The organism is Sorangium sp. So ce426 (assembly GCF_051475585.1).
Lineage (GTDB): Bacteria > Myxococcota_A > Polyangia > Polyangiales > Polyangiaceae > Sorangium > Sorangium cellulosum_B.
In genome coordinates this window covers 6652751-6670578 of the sequence record NZ_CP150341.1, presented here as the reverse complement: position 1 = coordinate 6670578, position 17828 = coordinate 6652751, and the positions used below count along the sequence as shown (strand labels likewise).

The 17828-nt window shown below is 72.6% G+C and carries 10 protein-coding genes; 5 read left to right on the top strand and 5 right to left on the bottom strand.

Annotated elements, in window-relative coordinates; all coding sequences use genetic code 11:
- The first annotated feature begins 184 nt into the window (after positions 1–184).
- Entirely contained in the window at positions 185–4774 is a 4590-nt protein-coding gene (locus WMF44_RS24745) for an nSTAND1 domain-containing NTPase (protein ID WP_437301605.1), read from the top strand.
- Between the two features lie 25 nt (positions 4775–4799).
- Here the strand turns inward: WMF44_RS24745 and WMF44_RS24740 are convergent, their stop codons facing one another.
- On the bottom strand, positions 4800–6050 hold the full coding sequence (locus WMF44_RS24740) for an MFS transporter (RefSeq protein ID WP_437292492.1): 1251 nt from the start codon (positions 6048–6050) through the stop codon (positions 4800–4802).
- A gap of 242 nt (positions 6051–6292) precedes the next feature.
- Here WMF44_RS24740 and WMF44_RS24735 point away from each other — a divergent pair, with 242 nt between their 5' ends.
- Both WMF44_RS24735 and WMF44_RS24730 read left to right on the top strand, forming a co-directional pair.
- Positions 6293–8695 (top strand): hypothetical protein, encoded by a 2403-nt coding sequence (locus WMF44_RS24735; protein WP_437292491.1) that lies wholly within the window; start codon positions 6293–6295, stop codon positions 8693–8695.
- A gap of 47 nt (positions 8696–8742) precedes the next feature.
- Positions 8743–10962, top strand: a complete 2220-nt coding sequence (locus tag WMF44_RS24730; RefSeq protein ID WP_437301604.1) for a hybrid sensor histidine kinase/response regulator — start codon at positions 8743–8745, stop codon at positions 10960–10962.
- Between the two features lie 102 nt (positions 10963–11064).
- Here the strand turns inward: WMF44_RS24730 and WMF44_RS24725 are convergent, their stop codons facing one another.
- The 3 genes from WMF44_RS24725 to hisS are packed head-to-tail and all read right to left on the bottom strand — an operon-like array spanning position 11065 to position 14743.
- Positions 11065–11676 (bottom strand): COMM domain-containing protein, encoded by a 612-nt coding sequence (locus WMF44_RS24725; RefSeq protein WP_437292490.1) that lies wholly within the window; start codon positions 11674–11676, stop codon positions 11065–11067.
- On the bottom strand, positions 11673–13460 hold the full coding sequence (locus tag WMF44_RS24720) for a hypothetical protein (protein ID WP_437292489.1): 1788 nt from the start codon (positions 13458–13460) through the stop codon (positions 11673–11675). The genes WMF44_RS24725 and WMF44_RS24720 overlap by 4 nt, the downstream gene beginning before the upstream one ends.
- Complete coding sequence (hisS, locus tag WMF44_RS24715; RefSeq protein WP_437292488.1) at positions 13457–14743, bottom strand: histidine--tRNA ligase; 1287 nt, start codon at positions 14741–14743, stop codon at positions 13457–13459. The genes WMF44_RS24720 and hisS overlap by 4 nt, the downstream gene beginning before the upstream one ends.
- A 114-nt stretch (positions 14744–14857) precedes the next feature.
- Here hisS and ruvX point away from each other — a divergent pair, with 114 nt between their 5' ends.
- Positions 14858–15280 (top strand): Holliday junction resolvase RuvX, encoded by a 423-nt coding sequence (ruvX, locus tag WMF44_RS24710; protein ID WP_437292487.1) that lies wholly within the window; start codon positions 14858–14860, stop codon positions 15278–15280.
- A gap of 7 nt (positions 15281–15287) precedes the next feature.
- Here ruvX and WMF44_RS24705 read toward each other — a convergent pair whose 3' ends face one another.
- The gene (locus WMF44_RS24705; RefSeq protein ID WP_437292486.1) at positions 15288–16856 is read right to left on the bottom strand and encodes a serine/threonine-protein kinase; all 1569 of its coding nucleotides are present in this window, start codon (positions 16854–16856) and stop codon (positions 15288–15290) included.
- 355 nt (positions 16857–17211) lie between these two features.
- Here WMF44_RS24705 and rpsO point away from each other — a divergent pair, with 355 nt between their 5' ends.
- Positions 17212–17478 carry a 30S ribosomal protein S15 gene (gene rpsO, locus WMF44_RS24700; RefSeq protein WP_012237174.1) on the top strand — a complete coding sequence of 89 codons (267 nt, stop codon included), beginning with the start codon at positions 17212–17214 and terminating at the stop codon, positions 17476–17478.
- The last annotated feature ends 350 nt before the right edge of the window (positions 17479–17828 follow it).

Here is a 17828-nt window from a genome sequence, read left to right as displayed (position 1 = left end):
CGAGCCCGACGCGCCGTCGAGCTCTCTCGTCTCGCGCAGCGCTCCTGGTGAAGAGGCGGCGCGCACGCTCGTGCTCCCCGAGCTCGCGCGCGCGGAGGACGTGGTCGGCCGAGTGCCCGAGGACCGAGCGCAAGAGACCGCGGTCCGGCCATCGCCGGCGTCGACGACGCTGGCGGGCGCGACGATGGCGTACCGCGCTCAGGGCTCGACGCTCGTGGAGGTCGGCGGGACGATCAAGCATTACGAGATCATCCGCGAGCTGGGGCAAGGCGGCATGAGCATCGTGTACCTGGCCCGGGACACGAAGCTCGGGCGCCTCGTCGCGATCAAGCTGCTGCTCGAGTACAGCGGGCAGGGGATCGAGCGCTTTCTCGCCGAGGCGCGCGCCACGGCGAGCTGCCGGCACGAGAACATCGTGGTGATCCACGAGGTGGACGAGCTCCGTGGACACCCGTACCTCGTGCTCGAGTACATCAAGGGTCGGACGCTGAGCCAGTGGCGAGCCGAGCGCGAGCGCTCCGGCGCGCCGGGCCCGATGCCGGTCGGGCTGGTTGTCGAGCTGATGATCCCGGTGGTCCGCGCGCTGGTGTGCGCGCACGAGCTCGGGATCGTGCACCGCGATCTCAAGCCGGAGAACATCCTCATCGACGACGCAGGGTGCATCAAGGTGGTCGACTTCGGGATCGCCAAGCAACTCGATGCCAAGCTGCTGTCGACGCTCACGGAGGCGCGGGGGGAGCTCCCGGGAGAGGATGAACAGAGCTTTCGGAGCGCGCTCGTCGGAACGCCGTCCTACATGTCCCCCGAGCAACTGCTGAGTGAGGACGTGGACGCGCGCAGCGACCTCTGGGCCGTGGGCATCCTCCTGTACACGCTGCTCACGGGGGCGCACCCGCTCGACCCATCGCAGATCGAGCGGCTCGCGGACATCGTGAGCTTCGATGTTCCCATGCCGCGCGTCGGCGCGCGGCGCCCTGATGCGGGCGCGCTGGGCGCCCTCGTCGACCGGTGCCTGAAGAAGCGGAAGGACGAGCGCATCGGCTCGGCCAGGGAGCTGCTCGCCGAGCTCGAGGCGCTGCTGCCCGGTCGCAAGGCGCCCGGGCTCGGCGAGGACGACTGTCCGTTCGCGGGGCTCTCCGCGTTCCAGGAGTCGGACGCCGCGCGCTTCTTCGGCCGCGATCGGGACGTGACCGCCTTGACGGCGCGGCTGCGCTACCAGCCGCTCGTCACGGTCGCCGGCCCCTCCGGGGCAGGCAAGTCGTCGTTCGTGCGCGCGGGGGTGATCCCGGCGTTGAAGCGCTCCAGCGACCGCTGGGAGACGTTCACCCTGCGCCCTGGGCGCCACCCGATGGCGGCGCTCGTCGATGTGCTCGCGCAGGTGGCCGAGTCCGAGCGCGCGGGCGCGCCGGCGGGCCCGGTCGAGCTCACCGGGAACGGTGGGCTCGTCGCCACCTTGAGCGCGCAGCCGGGCTACCTGGGCGCGCGGCTGCGCGCGCGCTGCCGCCGTCAGGGGACGAGGCACCATGTCCTGCTCTTCGTCGATCAGTTCGAGGAGCTGTACACGCTCGGCGCGAGCCGCGAGGAACGGGCGGCGTTCGTCGCCTGTCTGGAGGGCGCGGCCGACGACGCCTCGTCGCCCCTGCGGGTCCTGCTCGCCATCCGCTCGGACTTCCTCGACCGCGTCGCCGATGACTACGAGTTCATGACCCACGTGACGCGTGGTCTCTCGTTGCTGCCGCCCATGGGGCGCGAAGGCTTGCGTGAAGCCCTGATGAGGCCGCTCGACGCGGCCGGTCTTCGCTTCGAGACCGCCGAGATGGTCGAGCACATGCTGGACACGCTGGACAGCACGCGGAGCCCCTTGCCGCTCTTGCAATTCACTGCCGCGAAGCTGTGGGAGGCGCGGGACCGCGCGCGCCGGCTGCTCACCCGGGACAGCTACGAGCAGCTCGGCGGCGTGGCCGGGGCGCTGTCCGCGCATGCGGACGCGGTGCTCTCGGCGCTGCCGGTGCGCGAGCAGCGGCTGGCTCGGGCGGTGCTCGTACGCCTTGTCACGCCCGAGCGCACGCGCGCGGTGGTCAGCCTGGACGAGCTGTGTGAGCTCGCACAGGACGGCGAAGACCACGCCGGTGAGGCGATCGCGCAGGTGGTCCAGCACCTGGCCGGGGCGCGGCTGCTGCTCACCGAGGCCGGCGGCGAACGCGAGGGCACGACGGTGGAGCTGGTTCACGAGTCGTTGATCGAGAGGTGGGCAAAGCTCCGGCAGTGGCTCGCCGAGAGCGAGCAAGACGCGCAGTTCCTTGCCCGGCTGCGCGCCGCGGCCCAGCAATGGGAGGCGAGCGGTCACGCCGAGGGGCTGCTCTGGCGCGATCGTGCGGCGCACGAGGCGCGAGCGTGGCGTGAGCGCCGCCGCGCCGAGCAGGGCGCCGAGTGGCGCTCCGGGCTTGGCCAGCGCGAGGAGCGCTATCTCCTTGCCGTCGTGGCCCTCGCCGAGCGCGCGCGGCGTGTGCGGCGGCGGATCGCCATGGGCGTGATCGCGACGCTCACCGCGATCGCGCTGATGGTGTCCTATCTCGCGATCAGCGCCGACCGGCAAGCCAGGCGCGCCGAGCAGCAAGCCGCGCGCGCCGACCAGGAAACGGCCCGTGCACAGGCCGAAGCCCTGCAAGCGCGCAACGCCACCCGCATGGCCGCGGCGCGCGAGCTGCAGGCCGACCCCACGACCGCGCTCTCGATATTGCGCGAGGTCGAGGCGCCCGACGTGCCGCGAGGGTGGGCCGTCGTGGCGCGCGGGGCGCTGCACAGCTGGGTCGCTCGGGCGGTGCTCACCCATCCAGGCGGCGTCATGGGCGCGAGCTTCAGCCCCGACGGCAGATACATCGTCACCGCGTCGTTGGACATGAACGCGCGCGTGTGGAAGGCCGATGGCACGGGCGAGCCGCTGGTCCTCCGAGGTCATGAGAACGGGGTCAGCTCCGCGGCGTTCAGCCCTGATGGAAGGTGGATCGTCACGGCGTCATGGGACGGGACCGTACGTGTGTGGAAGGCCGATGGGACGGGCGAGCCGCTGGTCCTCCGGGACCATGGGGGGCGGGTCAATTCGGCGGCGTTCAGCCCCGATGGCCAGCGCATCGCCAGCGCGTCCCACGACAGGACCGTACGTGTGCGGAAGGCCGATGGGACGGGCGAGCCGCTGGTCCTCCGGGGGCACGACGCTCCGGTCTATGCGGTGGCATTCAGCCCTGACGGCAAGCGCATCGCGACCGGATCGTACGACCACACCGCGCGCGTGTGGAGCGCGGATGGCACCGGCGAGCCAGTGGTTCTTCGCGGCCATGAGCACGAGGTTCAGGGGGTGGCGTTCAGCCCCGATGGCAAGCAACTCGTCACGGCGTCGTCGGACAAGACCGCGCGTGTGTGGAAGGCCGATGGGACGGGCGAGCCGCTGGTCCTCCGGGGTCACGAGGCGCCGGTCTATTCGGCGGTATTCAGCCCCGATGGCCGGCGCATCGTCACCGGGTCCAGGGACAAGACGGCGCGGGTGTGGAAGGCCGACGGGACGGGCGAGCCCCTTGTCATTCGTGGTCACCAGGATGCCGTCTGGGCGGCGTTCAGCCCCGACGGCGAGCGCATCGCGACCGCATCGTACGACAACACCGTGCGCGTGTGGAGCGCGGATGGCACGGGCGAGCCGCTGGTCCTTCTCCGTGACAAGGAGCCGATCGCTTCGGTGGCGTTCAGCCACGACGGCGGGCACATCGTGACGGCGCCCGAGGACAGGACCGCGCGCGTGTGGAACGCGGATGGCACCGGCGCGCCCGTGGTCCTTCGCGGTCACAGGGACGCGGTCCATTCGGTCGCGTTCAGCCCTGATGACAAGCGCATCGTCACGGCGTCGTGGGACAGGACGGCACGTGTGTGGAACGCGGATGGCACCGGCGATCCAGTGGTCCTTCGCGGTCACGAGGCTCAGGTCTGTTCCGCAGCGTTCAGCCCCGATGGCGAGCGCATCGTCACGGCGTCGTGGGACAGGACGGCGCGTGTGTGGAACGCGGATGGCACCGGCGATCCAGTGGTCCTTCGCGGTCACGAGGCTCAGCTCTATTCAGCGGCGTTCAGCCCCGACGGCAAGCGCATCGTCACCGTGTCCTTCGACAAGACGGTACGGGTGTGGAACGCGGATGGCGAAGGTGAGCCGCTGATCCTTCGCGGTCACGAGGATGTCGTCTACTGGGTGGCGTTCAGCCCCGATGGCGAGCGCATCGCTACGGCCTCCTGGGACAAGACGGCGCGCCTATGGAAAGCGGATGGAGCCGGTGCCCCGGTGGTTCTTCGTGGTCATGAACACTGGGTTCTGGGGGTGGCGTTCAGCCCTGATGGCAAGCGCGTTGTCACCGGGTCCCAGGACGGAACGGTACGGGTATGGAATTCCGATGGTACTGGCGAGCCGTTGGTTCTTCGCGGCTCCGAGTCTCCGGTCAACAGCGTAGCGTTCAGCCCCGACGGCATGCGCATCATCAGCGCGTCGGATGACAGGGCCGTCCGGGTGTGGACCGATCTGGAGCCGCTCCACGGCGTCGATGACCCGAAGTTGTGGGCCGCGACGACCTACTGCATGCCGATCGAGCGGCGGATAGAGCTTCTCCGTCTGCCAGAAGCCCTGGCCCGGACCCATCAGGAAGACTGCCTGCGCCGCGTCGCGGCGGCCCGCGTGGCCGCCCCCGGGTCCCAGCCAGGCTCGGCTGCCCGACCGAGCGACACCGCCGATCGATGACGAGCACCCTCCATCGAGCGCGCCCTCACCCCGCCCGCAGCCTCCACACCGCGGGCCGCAGCAGCAGCAGCGGCGCGGCAAAACCCGCGATGACGAACGCCCAGACGGTCGCCTCCACGCCGATCCGCCCCGCGAGCCAGCCGGCCGCCAGGGTGCCCGCCGGCAGGAGCGCCCCGGTGAGCACATGGAGCGTGGCATCGACCCGGCCGAGCACGTGCAACGGCAACATGGATTGCCGGGCGCTCACCGCGTGGATCATGAACGCCATGAGGAACGCGTCCCCCACGAGCTGGTGCACCACGAGCGCAGGGACCGCGAGCCGCCCGAGCTGCGCCGCCAGCGGGATGAGCGCGCAGCCGGCCTGGCTCATGAACAGGCTGACGATCATCGCCGGCCCGGCGCCGAGGCGTCGGCCGAGCCAGCCCGCGAGGAAGCTGCCGCCCAGCGCGCCGATGCCGCCCACGCTGATGATCAGCCCGACCGTTGTCGTGTCCAGCCGCAGATGCTCCAGAAGAAAGAGCATGTACAGCGCGGAGAAGGCCCCGCCGAGCAGGAGGGCGTGGGCGCCCATCGCCAGGAACGTCGCCCCGACAACGGGGTGGCCCAGGCCGTGGCGCAGCCCCACCCGGAGATCCTCGACCAGCGAGGCGCCCCCATCGCCTCCGCCGCCCGCGGGGACGGCCGGCGCCTCCGTCGCCCGGATGCGCCCGAGGAGCGCCGCCGACACGAGGTACGACAGCGCGTCCACCACCATCGTCACCGGCGCCGTCAGCGCCTGGATCAGGATGCCCGCGGCGCCGGGGCCGGCGATCTCCGCGGCGGCCTCGGTCCCCTCCAGCCTGGCGTTGGCCTTGACCAGGTGCTCCTGCCCCACGAGCGCCGGCAAGTAGGCGTTGTCGGCGATCTGGAACAGCGACGTGGCCATGCCCACCAGCGCGGCCACCACGGAGAGCTGGAGCAGGGTGAGCGTGCCCGTCCAGGCCGCGATCGGGACCGAGAGGATCAGCGCCGCGCGCACGAGATCCGCGCCGACGAGGAGCGGCCGCTTGCGCGAGCGATCGACGAGCCCGCCCGCGAAGAGCCCCACGAGGACGCCCGGCGCGGTGGACACGGCGGAGAGGAGCGCCACGCCCGACGCGTCGGCCCCGAGGCTCACGATGGCGATCACGGGCAGCGCCGTCCGGCTGATGCGGCTGCCCACGGCGCTCACCGCCTGCGCCGCCCAGAGGCGCAGGAAGTCGGGGTGACGAGAGAGGCCGGCGGGGGGAGGGGACATCGTCTGGGGCGTGAGCAGAGCAGAAAGAAGGAGGGAAGGAGAAGCGCGCATTGTCGAACGCGGCGGATCGGCGGCCATGCGATGACCGCTCACGGCCTCGTCGGGTTCTCGGAAGACACCGCCCTCCTCCCCGGACCGTCCACCGAGAACGCAACCCGCTGGATTGCGTCGGGGCGCCCGCATCCCGCTCGCCTCTCCGGGCAGGCGCGGCTACGAAGGCAGCCCTGGAGTCCCACGCGACCATGCCCACGCTGCTGCGTTCACCGGCCACCAGGCTCGGCGCCGCGCTCGTCGCCATCGCGATGGCGCTCGTCGGCTTCCTGCCCCTCTTCGACGGCCCCGGCTACGAGAGCGCGCTCGCCGCCGGCCTGATCGTCCCGGGCGCCGCGGCGATCGTGACCGCCCTCGACGTCGCCGCGCATCGGCCGCCGCCTGTCGAGGCGTTCCGCCGCGGCGTCGCGAGCGGCGCCCTGCTCGCGGTCGTCGCGTACGCCACCACGCTGGCGCACGGCCTGCGCGCCGGCTTCTGCGATGTGCTCGGCGGCTCGGCGCACTTCGCCCTCGGGCCCGGGATCGGCGCGGCGCTCGGCGGCGCCTGGGGCGCGGTCGCGGGCGAGATCGCCGCCGGCATCCGCCGCGACGACGCCGCGCCTCCCCGCCCGGCGTGGCGGCGCCGGCTCATCGCCGTCGTCGCGGCGCTCGCCGCCCCCCTCGGCGCGATCGGCGTGAGCGCCGTCCGCTTCTACACGAGCCCGATCGTCTTCGCCTACGACCCCTTCGCCGGCTTCTTCAGCGGCACCCTCTACGACACGGTCGTCGACGCGTCCGGGCTGCTGACGTACCGCGCGGGGACGCTGGCCACGCTTTTCGCGGCGTCGGCGCTCGCGCAGCACCTCGTGCACGACGCGGGCGGGCGGGTGTCGTTCCAGTCGCAGGGCCGGCCCGGGCTGCTCCTGCTCGGCGGCGTGAGCGCCGCGCTGAGCGCCGCGACCGTCCTGGAGGGCGCGCGCCTCGGCCACTTCCAGACCTCCGAGACCATCGCGGCCGAGCTCGGCGCGCTCTCGAAGGGCCAGCGCTGCGAGGTCGTCCACCCGCGCGGCATGCGCGAGGCCGACGTCCAGCGCTTCGTGCGCGAGTGCGACGCCCACATCGAGGCCGGCGAGCGCTGGCTCGGGGCGCCCGCGGTGGTCGACGGCCAGCCGCTCCGGGTCCGCGCCTACCTGTTCGAGAGCGCGGCGCAGAAGGGCGCGCTCATGGGCGCGTCGCGCACGTACGTCGCGAAGCCGTGGCGCCGCGAGGTGTACCTGCAGGCCGCCGGCTACCCGCACCCGACGCTCGGGCACGAGATCATGCACGTGCTCGCCGGCGCCTTCGCCCGCGGCCCGTTCAAGGTCGCCGGGCGGCTCGGCGGGTGGCTCCCCGACCCGGGGCTCATCGAGGGGATCGCCGTCGCCGGCTCGCCCAGGGAGGGCGAGGACCTGAGCCCGCGCGCGTGGGCCAAGGCGATGAAAGATCTCGGGATCCTGCCGCCGCTCGCGCGCCTGTTCGCGCTCGGCTTCCTCGCCGAGAACTCGTCGACCGCCTACACCGTGAGCGGCGCGTTCGTCGGCCACGTGCGCGCGACGTACGGCGCCGACGCGGTGCGCGCCTGGTACGGCGGCAAGGCGCTGCCGGAGATCACCGGCGCCTCGTGGGCCGTGATGGAGCGCGCGTGGCACGCCGATCTCGACGCGCTCACGCTCCCCGACGCGGCGAAGGCGCAGGCGAAGGCCCGCTTCGATCGGCCGGCGCTCTTCGAGCGTCGCTGCCCGCACGTGGTCGACGCGTGCACCCACGAGGCGGAGGCGCTGCGCGCGCGCGGCGACCACGAGGGCGCCATCGCCGCGTACCGGCGCGTGCTGTCGCTCGACCGGAGCCCCGCGCCGCGCATCGCCATCGCCGAGACGCGGCTCGCCAGCGACGCGCCCGGCGAGCGCAGCGAGGGGATCCGCGAGCTCGAGGGCATCGCCGGGGACGGGTCGATCCCGCGCCACCTGCGCGACCGCGCGGCCGAGCGCCTCGGCGACGTCGCGCTCGCCGCGGGCGACCGGGAGCGCGCGGCGGCGCGGTACAGCGAGGTCGCCGGCCGGCTCGTCGACGAGGATCGGCTCCGGACGCTCGACGTGAAGATGGCCGCCGCGAACGACGAACGCGCCCGCGCGGCCATCGTCGAGCTGCTGATCGGCACGCGCGGCGGCGCGCCCGACAGGATCCGCGCGGCGGAGCTCCTCGGCGCGTGGGCCGCGCAGTCCCCCGGCGACGGCCTGCCGAACTACCTGCTCGGCCGCCATTACCTGGGCGACGGCCGCTTCGATGAGGCCGCCGATCGCCTGGATCGGGCGCTCGCGGCCCACCTGCCCGTCCAGCGGGTCTGGATCGAGGCCGAGCGGCTGCGGCTCGTCGTCGCGTGCGGCGTCGAGGACGTCGAGACCGCCCGCAGGATGTTCGCCCAGTACGCAGCGCACGACGGGGCCGCCGGCACGGGGCCGGCCGTGAGCGAGGAGCGCCGGGACGCCGCCCTCCGCCTGCTCGAGCGCTGCGCCGGCGCGGCGGCCCGGCCTACGTCCCCGGCGACCGCGGGCGACCCGCCGGCCGGAGAAAAGTGAAGAATGCCTCTCGTCCCTGCGCGCTGACGTGGTGAGATGTCGTGGAAATGCACGCTGAGCCTGCGAGCGAGAGGGTTGGCCGCCTCGTCGCGCTGAACGCCGTCCTCACCGTCGTGGCCCGCCACTCGAACCTGCTCCTGCCGAGGCCGTTCGAGGAGCTCGCCGGGGCCGTCGGCCGGTTCGCCGCGTTCCAGGTCTTCGCGGTGGTGTTCCCGGAGCCGGAGGGCGGGCTCCGCGCGTACGCGGTCTTCCGCGGCGACGCGCTCGCCGCCGCGCCGTTCGGCGCGCGCCTGCCGGCGCCCGCGGCGCTCTTCCGGCGGGTGTTCGCCGAGGGCGAGCCGTTCTCCTGCGACGACGCCCGCGCGGGGAACGCCCTCGCCCAGATGGGGGCCGGCGAGGGGTGCCTCTCGTACGTCGCGCTCCCGGTGCGGGCCGCGCCTCCGGGCGCCGAGCCCGGCCACCCCGCCGCGCGCTCCGGGCCGGCCGGCGCCGCGGCCGGCGGCTTCGGCTGCCCGATCATCGCGGCGCTCGTCGTCGGCTACGGAGACGCCGGCGCGGCCGCCTCGGCGCCGATCCCGCTCCTCGAGGAGATCGCCGACGCGCTCGGCGCCGGCCTGGATCGCTCGCTGCGCGTCGTCGCCGGGGAGCGCGAGGCCGCCGAGCGGCTGCTCAGGATCCGCGAGCTCGAGGAGCAGCACCGGAACCTCCTCGACAACGCGCCGCTCATCATCTTCCGGCTCGATCCCGAGTCCGGCGAGCTCTCTTTCCTGAACCGGCACGCCGAGCGGCTCCTGGGCGTGCCGGTGGCCGAGGCGCTCAGGACGCCGGGCTTCCTCGGGGAGGCCCACGCCGACCCGGAGGGCGTGATGTGCTTCGAGGACGCGGTCGCGCGGGCCAAGCTCGGGGCCCCGTCGGCCTCCTACGAGGCGCGCCTGCGGCGGCGGGGCGGCGACGCGATCACCGCGCGCGGCACGGTGTACCCGCTCGTCTCGGATCGCGGCCGTGTCGTGGCGATCGAGGGCGTCCTCGCGGACGTGAGCACCGAGCACGCGGCGCGCACGCGGCTCATCCAGGTCGATCGCCTCTCGACGCTCGGCACGCTCGCGGCCGGCGTGGCGCACGAGATCAACAACCCCGCGGCGTTCATCCTGCTCGGCCTGGACATGCTCGACCGCCTCCTGCGCGGCCCGAACGTGCGCATGGAGGGCAGCGCCGCCTCCAGCGCGTCGGAGCTCGTGAAGGAGCTGCGCGACTCGATCAAGCGCATCGTCGACATCGTCCGCGATCTCAAGCTGTTCGCGAGCCCGCCGCAGCCCGAGGGCTCGCGGCGCACGCTGACGGACGCGAACCGCACGGTCGAGTCCGCGCTGAGCCTCACGCGCGGCCAGATCATCGAGCGGGCGCAGATCGTGAAGAACCTCTCCGAGGTGCCGCCGATCCTCATGGATGACGGCCGGCTCGGCCAGGTCATCGTGAACCTCCTCGTCAACGCGGCCCAGGCGATCCCGAAGCCGGGCTCGAAGCACGAGCCCCGCGACCAGACGGTGACGGTCGAGACGCGCAGCGACGGGGAGACGGTCGAGATCGTGGTGAGCGACACCGGCGCCGGCATTGCGGAGGAGAACCTGCCGCGCATCTGGGCGCCCTTCTTCACGACGAAAGGTCCGGAGGTCGGCACGGGGCTCGGGCTGTCGATCAGCCGCGAGATCATCGAGCGCGCGGGCGGGCAGATCACGGCGGAGAGCCCCGTCCCGGGGCGCGTCCCGCCGGGCGGCGCGCGGTTCATCATCTCGCTGCCCGCGGCGGGGCGGACGGACGAGGCGACGCCGAGCGTCTCGCCTGTGCCGCGGCTCGTCTCGAAGCGGGTGCGGGTGCTCGTGGTGGAGGACGAGGCGTCGCTCGCCCGCGCGCTGTCCGATCAGCTGGGCCGTGTGCACGAGGTGGCGCTCGCGCCGAGCGCCGACGCCGCGATGGGGATGCTCGCGGGCGGGCAGCGCTTCGACGTGGTGCTCTGCGATCTGCGCATGCCCGGCATGTCGGGCGACGTCTTCTACACGCGGATCCGCGAGAGCGATCCTGTGCTGGCCCAGGGGTTCATCTTCATGACCGGCGTGGGCTTCGGCGCGGACGTCGAGCGGTTCCTCGCCTCGTCGGGCCGCCCGCTCCTGGAGAAGCCGTTCTCCGCCGAGGACGCGCTCTCCGCGATCGCCGAGGTCGTCTCCGCGAACTCCGCGCCCCGCCCGGAGGCGCGCGACAGCAGCAGGTGAGAGGCGCCCGCGCTGTCGCCAGCGGGGCCTCGCCGCCGTGCACGCCGCGCGCTCGCGATCGGTGGCCGGCGCGCCCGCTGGAGCGCGCTGGTCACGGACAGATCAGCCGAGGAGCTGCGCGCAGATCTGCTGGAGCTCCCGCAGCACGTCTGGGGTGGCCTGCAAGGTGATCCGGGAGCGGTGCTCGCCCTCCTGGTAGCTCAGCGTGAGCAGGACGACGGGCGCCGCGATCTTCGCCCCGCGGCTCGCGGCCGCGATCGTGTCGACGCGCCAGTCGACGCCGGTGAGCAGCTTGCCGTGGTCGAGCAGCGCGCCGCGCACGATCTCCCGCCGCACGACCGCTCGTGCCTGGTCGTAGCCGGCGAGCAGGATCGCCTGGAGCTCCTCGGCGCCGTCGCCCGGCGCGAGCGCCGCGAGGTCGGCCGCGAGCGCGGCGCGGTCGAGGTCGCGCTTGCTCGCCTCGCGGACGAGGAACCGGCACGCCTTGAGCACGCGCGCGAGCGCCTCGGAGCCGACCTCGTGCCGGCGGCAGAACGCGTCGAGGAGCCGCTCGACGGCGGCGGGCACCGGCTCGCCGAGGCTCGGCCCGAGCGCCTCCCAGAGGCGCTGCCGCGCGCCCTCCGGCAGCTCCAGGAGCCGGCGCAGGTCGACGGCGAGCTCCGGGGGCGGCGGCGCTCCGCCGAGGCAGCGGAGCTCGGCACCGCGCGGGCTCATTGGCTCAGCTTGATCGGGACGTAGAGCGCCCGCATCGTCGCCGCCGTGCCCGCGCGCGTGTACCCGGCGAGGCCGAACAGGACGTTCCACCAGTGACCTTCCGGGGTCTCGCCGTACGAGAACAGGGGGACGAGGTGGAACTCCCACTCCTTGCCGTTCCGCACCCGGTGCTCCCGGTACACGGTGTTGAGCGCGACCTGCGTCACGGAGTTTGGATCCGCGAACCGGAAGAAGAACGGCAGGGCCACCGTGGTGCGCGACGTCGGCGACGCGAAGTCCCAGAGGAACGGCGCGACGACGAGGTGCGTCGAGTCGCGGTTCCTCCCCGAGTAGAAGAACGGATAGATGTCCGTCTCCCAGCCGGTGAGATCCCGCGTGTGCCGCACGAGCGGCGTGAGCCACGTGGTGTCGCTCAACCCGTGGCGCTTGAAGCGGCCATAGAACGGGAAGAGGACGAGATCATCGCTGCGCGGCGAGGTGTTCCGGTAATAGAACGGGAGCAGGAACGTCCGCTCGAGATCGATGGCCGGATCCCGGTATTGCCAGAAGAGCGGCGTGATCATGTCGAGCTCCGTCCGCCCTCGGTAGCGAGCGTAGCCCCAGGTCGCGAAGGTGCTCTCCCCCTCCTCGCCGCGCGCCTTCAGGAAGAGCGGCGTGACGAGCAGGCTCTTGTTGCCCTCGTACCCGTAGTGGAAGAACGGGAACAGCGTCGTGCGATCGTGGTTCTTGCCCCAGCTGTGCCAGTAGAAGGGCATGATGTTGAACACGTCGCCCTTGCGGGAGTGCTGCCACATCAGCGGGCCCCACACGTTCGTGGAGCGGTCTCCGACGTCGCTGTAGTGGTAGTAGTGCAGGAGCGGCGGGATGACCTCGTACTCGCTGCTCTCGTCGTGGCCGTAGAAGTAGAGGGGGGCCAGGCCGAGATCGATCTTGTCGGCGGAGCGCGTGTCGCACGCGGGGCCGCCCTTCCAGCTGCAGAAGAGGGGGCCGATCAGGTTGAAGCCGCTCTGCGCCGTGTGATGCGTGAAGGTCAGCAGCGGAGGGATGTGGAAGTAGCCGCTCCCGTCGTCGCGCTTGCCCTCGAAGAAGAGCGGCGCGAGCCAGTTGTCGTGCCGGCCCGGCTCCGCCTTCCGCCCCGGGCTCGCGGGGCGCCCCTCGGACTCGCGGTGCATGAACGGGCCGACGATCGTCGTGTACGTGTTCTCGTCGCGGAGCTTCCAGAAGAAGGGGAAGAGCACGTCGGCGTCGACGTCCTTGCTCCGGCGGTTGTAGTAGAGCGGCGTCACCATCGTGGCGCGGTCGCCGGGCATCCGGCGCTCCGCCCACAGGGGGAAGACCGTCCTGAACTGGTAGCTGCCGCTCCGCTCGCTGTAATAGGGGCCGTACCAGTCGCGCTGGATCTCCTCGGCGCGCCCGCGCTCCCACTCGCCGACGTCGTTCGTGCCGATCTGCTTCTTGACCGCGGGCGGCACCGCCAGCGGGTCTTCCGGCAGGGTCGGCTCCTGGGTCTGGATCGGGCTCTCCTCGGACGTCGGCGCCGCGTGCGTCTCCGGCGTGCCGGGCGGCGGCTTCGACGGCGCGCTCGCGGGCGGCGGCTGCGTCATGCCGGGCTGGCCGAAGCCGAGCTGCGCCGCCGCGACGGACGGCGCGGCGAGCGCGGCCAGCGCCGCGGCGAGCGACAGCGCCGATCCCGCGCGGCGAGCGCGGCCCCGCCCCTCGCCCGCCGGCGCGCCGCGCGCCCCTCGCGAGCAGCCCCGCGCTCCCATCGCTTTGGAGGAGGTCAACGCGCTCCCCGCTGGCCGCCGGGCGACGCCTCTAGGGCCCGATCCGCGAGCACGCGCGCCGCACCCTCCAGCGGGATCTCCTCCTGCACGTGCGCCACGAGATCCTTGATCTGGAGCACGCCGCGCTCGATCTCCGCGTCGCCCAGGATCACGCAGAGCCGCGCGCCGAGGGAGTCCGCGCGCCGGAGCATCGCCTTGAGCCGCCCGCCGCGCCCGTCGAGCTCGACCGGGACGCCGAGCGCGCGCAGCTGCTTCGCCAGCACGAGCGCCTGATCCGCGCCGCTCTGGCCGAGCGGGGCGAGGAAGCAGCCAGGCCTCCGGCGGGGCGAGGCGCCGGGCATCATCGTGAGCAGCCGCTCCATCCCCATCGCGAAGCCGATCGCAGGCACGCTCGGCCCGCCGAGCCCCGCGACCATGGCGTCGTAGCGGCCGCCGCCCGCGAGCGTGCTCTGGGCGCCGAGATCGCCCGCGGTCGCCTTCACCTCGAAGAGCGTGCGCGTGTAGTAGTCGAGCCCCCGCACGAGCGATCGATCGACGACGTAGTTCACGCCGAGCACGTCGAGGCAGCGGCGCACGCCCTCCCAGTGCGCCCGGTCCGCGTCGTCGAGCAGATCGAGGATCGACGGCGCGTCGCGCGACACCTCGTGATCGCGCTGGTCCTTCGAGTCGAGGATGCGCAGGGGGTTCTTCTCGAGGCGGCGCTGCGAGTCCTCGCTGAGCTCGGCCTTGCGCGGCGTGTAGTGGGCGAGCAGCGCCTCGCGGTAGCGCTCGCGCGTGCCCGCGCTGCCGAGCGAGTTCACGTGGACCACGAACTCGCCGACCCCGATGCGCTGCAGGAAGCCGGCGACGAGGTCGATCGTCTCGGCGTCGCAGAGCGGCCCGGGATCGCCGAAGAGCTCGCAGCCGGCCTGGTAGAACTGGCGGTAGCGCCCCTTCGCCGGCCGCTCGCCGCGGAACATCGGGCCGAGGTAGTACCAGCGGGTGACCGGCTCCTTCGCGTGGACCGCGTGCTCGACGTAGGCGCGCGCGGCGCCCGCGGTGCCCTCGGGGCGGACGGTGAGGTGATCGCCGTGGCGTTCGAAGGAGTACATCTCCTTCTCGACCACGTCCGTCGTCTCCCCCATCTGGTGCCGGAAGAGCTCCGTCGGCTCGAGCAGCGGCGTGCGCACCTCGGCATAGCCGTGGAGCTCCGCGTGGAGGCGGAAGGCCCCCTCGAGCTTGTGCCAGCGCTCCACCTCTTCGGGGAGGATGTCGTTCATCCCCCGTACCGCGCGCAGTTCCATCGCGCGGCGCTTATGGTCGGTGCTGGCGAGCGGGTCAAGCCGGTCGGATGCTTCCGGGTTACGCTCGGGTCTCGCCGGCGCGTCGCCCGAGGACTATGGGGTCTTTCCAGAGGCATGGCGAAGGCGAAGACACGCGCTGCGGCGATCGATCTTGGGAAGGCCCGCGTGGGCGTGGCCGTGACCGACGAGCTCGGGCTCTACGCGCACCCGCGGCCGCTGCTCGACGGGCGGAACCGGAAGGCGCTCCTGGAAGCCCTCGCGGCGCTCGCTCGGGACGAAGGCATCACCCGGTTCCTCGTGGGGCTGCCGCTCGAGATGAACGGGGACGAGGGGCCCGCCGCGCGGCGGGCGGTGGCCTTCGCGCAGGCGCTGGCGGACGCGGCCGGCGTCGAGGTGGAGCTCGTCGACGAGCGGCTGACGACGGTCGAGGCGGCACGGCGGCTGCGCGACGGGGGCGTCTCGGGGCGGAAGAGCAAGGAGCGCGTCGACGGGGCGGCGGCGGCGCTGCTGCTCCAGGCGTGGCTGGACCGGCGCTAGGGCGGGGCTACCGGCTCTCGCTGCGGAGCAAGAGGTACGCGCCGGCGGCGCCGACCGCGCCGACCGCGAACAGCACGACGTCCCACATGGGCCACGCGACGCCGGCCGCGCGCCGGAGGACGACGGCCTCCACCACCCGCACGAGCAGCGACGCGAAGCCGTACGCGCACAGGCCGACCACGATCGGCCGGCGCAGGTTGTCGGCCAGATCGACCGCCTTCATGCTGTTGTTCCAGACGGTCTTGCGCACGTGGCTCGCGCTGATCAGCGCGGGGGTGATCAGCGCGAAGCCGATCCCGGACGCGAGCAGGACGGCCTCGAGGCCCGTCAGGTTGTCGGTCACCTGGCCGCCGCGTGACAGGCGGATGATCGCGGTGACGAGCGTGATCAGGCTGCCGGCGACCCAGAAGAGGCCGAGCGCGAAGAGCAGCAGGATGAGCGGCCTCGCCATGGTCACCTGCTGCGCCTGGCGGAGCTGCATCGTCGGCGCAACGCGCGGCGCCGACGGCATCGACACGCGCGGCCCGGGCAACCCGGGGGCGTCGAGCTCCTTGGGCTCGGCCTCGCTCGTGTCGTAGAGCGCGAGCTCCGCGTCGAGCTCCTCCATCGTCTGGTACCGATGGCCGGGCTCCTTCGCCATGGCCCGCTGGATGATCATCTCGAGCGGCTCGGGGATGCTCGGCTCGAGCGAGCGCGGGCGGGGCGGCTCCTCGGTGAGCACCGCGGTGAGCGTCGCGGTCGGATCGTTGCGGTCGAACGGGCGGCTGCCGGTGAGGGCGCAGTAGAGGATCGCGCCGACGGCGTAGATGTCCGCCCGGTGATCGACGCGCTCGCCGCGGGCCTGCTCGGGCGCCATGTACGAGGGCGTGCCCATGATCATGCCGGTCTGCGTGAGCGCGGCGCCCGGCGCGTCGTCGACCTTGGAGATGCCGAAGTCGATCACCTTGGCCGTCGGCATCGCGAGGTCGCCGGTGAGGAACACGTTCTCCGGCTTCATGTCGCGGTGCACCACGCCCTTCGCGTGGGCCGCGGCGAGCGCCTTGCAGATCTGCCGGACGATGCGCACGGCGGGGCCGGTCTTCATCTTGCCGGCCTCGTTGAGGTAGTCGGCGAGCTCCTTGCCTTCGAGGAACTCGTTCACGAGGAACGGACGGCCCTCCGCGGTGCGGTGGACGTCGAAGACGGTGACGACGTACGGGCTCTGCACAGCGGCCGCGGCCTCGGCCTCGCGCTGGAAGCGCGAGATCACCTGGGGCTGCCGCGCGAACTCCGGGTGCAGCATCTTGATGGCGAACCGCTTGCTGGCGATCCGCGTGTGGCGCGCCTCGTAGACGCGCCCCATGCCGCCCTCGCCGACGACGCGCACGACCGTGTACGTCTCGTTGAGCGTCTTGCCGACGAGATCGTCGCGGAGCGCGTCGTCCTCCGACTCGTCGAGCGTCGCGGCGTCGCGCGGGCAAACCCTGAACTCGGCCGGGTACCGGACCCCGCAGGTGGGGCAGACCTTGGGGGTCGAGTTGTCGCTCCCGGGGGTCGGGAGCGCCGTGGCGGAAGCGGAAGAGGAGAGGCTCGTCATCGCGGTCGCGATATGAAGGTCCGACTGCGAGCCGCGCGCGTCCGACTGCGGTCGGGAGGCTTCGTCAGGGGGCCGGATGGTGCCGGGCATCGCCGACCGAGGGTAACCAATCGGCCGTTCTGGGGGTGACAAATCGCGCGGCCGTGTCGACCGCGTTGACGGACCGAGGCACCTGCGTATACTCGCGCGCTCCTCAGCTCACTGGCCTGAACTTCGCGGGCTCCCGCCACTACGGGCGTGGGGCTCACATTCAGGCGTCACTTGGCCAGCCGCCGGTCCCGTTCTTCCGTTTTCGGGGAAGACGAGCCGGCCCGGACGCTCGGTAGCGCACCGGCAGGGCCATGGAGAGCCAGCCATGCTGCACTCGGTTCAGAAGACGGACATCATCCAGAAGTACGCGATCCACGACGGCGACACCGGGTCGCCGGAGGTCCAGATCGCCCTCCTCAGCGAGCGGATCAACCAGCTGCAGGAGCACTTCCGCACGCACCAGAAGGACCACCACTCCCGCCGCGGCCTGCTGAAGCTGGTGAGCCAGCGCCGCCGGCAGCTCGACTACCTGAAGCGCGTCGACATCGAGCGCTACCGCAGCCTCATCAACCGCCTCAACCTCCGCAAGTAGCGCGATAAGTAACGCGATCCTCGGGCCGATCGGGCCTGAGGTCCCGGCGCGAGGCGTGCGCCGCACGACCGCGCTGCGCGAGAGCAGGCGACCTCGCCTGCCGTCGGCCTGCCGGGCCTGTCTGTCCCACCTGCTGCTTCACCCCACCGCCGGCGGTTCCTTCAGCGGCCCGTCCGCGTGTGATCGATCCTGCTCGCGGCCAGCACGCGCGCGGTCCGCCTCATCCGCGGTTCCGCGCGCCTTTCTGCACAAGCGCCCCTCTGCGCGCGGCCGTTCCGGTCCCTTCCGTTCGGGAGGTTTTGCGAGACGCACCCCTGAACGCCTGCGTTTTGCGCTGGCGAGAGTGGAGC

Excerpts from the sequence above, each read along its gene's own strand:
- WMF44_RS24745 (WP_437301605.1), top strand. The coding sequence starts at position 185 with ATGGCGTACCGCGCTCAGGGCTCGACGCTCGTGGAGGTCGGCGGGACG.
- WMF44_RS24740 (WP_437292492.1), bottom strand. The coding sequence starts at position 6,050 with ATGTCCCCTCCCCCCGCCGGCCTCTCTCGTCACCCCGACTTCCTGCGC.
- WMF44_RS24735 (WP_437292491.1), top strand. The coding sequence starts at position 6,293 with ATGCCCACGCTGCTGCGTTCACCGGCCACCAGGCTCGGCGCCGCGCTC.
- WMF44_RS24730 (WP_437301604.1), top strand. The coding sequence starts at position 8,743 with ATGCACGCTGAGCCTGCGAGCGAGAGGGTTGGCCGCCTCGTCGCGCTG.
- WMF44_RS24725 (WP_437292490.1), bottom strand. The coding sequence starts at position 11,676 with ATGAGCCCGCGCGGTGCCGAGCTCCGCTGCCTCGGCGGAGCGCCGCCG.
- hisS (WP_437292488.1), bottom strand. The coding sequence starts at position 14,743 with ATGGAACTGCGCGCGGTACGGGGGATGAACGACATCCTCCCCGAAGAG.
- ruvX (WP_437292487.1), top strand. The coding sequence starts at position 14,858 with ATGGCGAAGGCGAAGACACGCGCTGCGGCGATCGATCTTGGGAAGGCC.
- WMF44_RS24705 (WP_437292486.1), bottom strand. The coding sequence starts at position 16,856 with ATGACGAGCCTCTCCTCTTCCGCTTCCGCCACGGCGCTCCCGACCCCC.
- rpsO (WP_012237174.1), top strand. The coding sequence starts at position 17,212 with ATGCTGCACTCGGTTCAGAAGACGGACATCATCCAGAAGTACGCGATC.